The organism is Mitsuaria sp. WAJ17, from assembly GCF_014174515.1.
Taxonomy (GTDB): Bacteria; Pseudomonadota; Gammaproteobacteria; order Burkholderiales; family Burkholderiaceae_C; genus Roseateles_B.
On the sequence record NZ_JACJUG010000150.1, the window covers coordinates 1 to 343 of the forward strand.

At 69.4% G+C, this 343-nt stretch carries 1 protein-coding gene; it reads right to left on the reverse strand.

Features of this window, described 5'->3' with window-relative positions; genetic code table 11:
• Positions 1 to 73: 73 nt before the first annotated feature.
• Positions 74 to 298: a formate dehydrogenase subunit delta gene (locus H5407_RS23810; protein ID WP_183106937.1), complete on the reverse strand. Its 225-nt coding sequence runs from the start codon at positions 296 to 298 to the stop codon at positions 74 to 76.
• Positions 299 to 343: the final 45 nt, after the last annotated feature.

Genomic DNA, 343 nt, shown 5'->3' on the forward strand with positions numbered 1-343 from the left:
GGCTTCGCCGTGGGGCGCTTGCAGGCCCCCTGAGTCGGCTTCCCTGGTTCTGGCGGCGGAGCAGCCACCGCCGTCAGGCCAGTTGCTGCCGGTGCCCTTCCAGGGCCTCGCGCACGATGGGCAGCAGCGTGGCGGCGGCGTCGGCATCGAGCGCGGCGAACAGCTCGCGGCGCATGCGCGGGTCCCAGAACTTCTTGATGTGCTGGGCAATGCCGTCGAGCGCTTCGGCGCGATCGGGCATGGCTTCGAAGAAGGTGCCGATCTGGTTGGCCATGTGGACCAGCTTGTCAGTGTGCATGGTGGGGCGGGCTTTCCGATTCAAGCGCCAGGCGCTCGGGGTGGC

Excerpts from the sequence above, each read along its gene's own strand:
- H5407_RS23810 (WP_183106937.1), bottom strand. The coding sequence starts at position 298 with ATGCACACTGACAAGCTGGTCCACATGGCCAACCAGATCGGCACCTTC.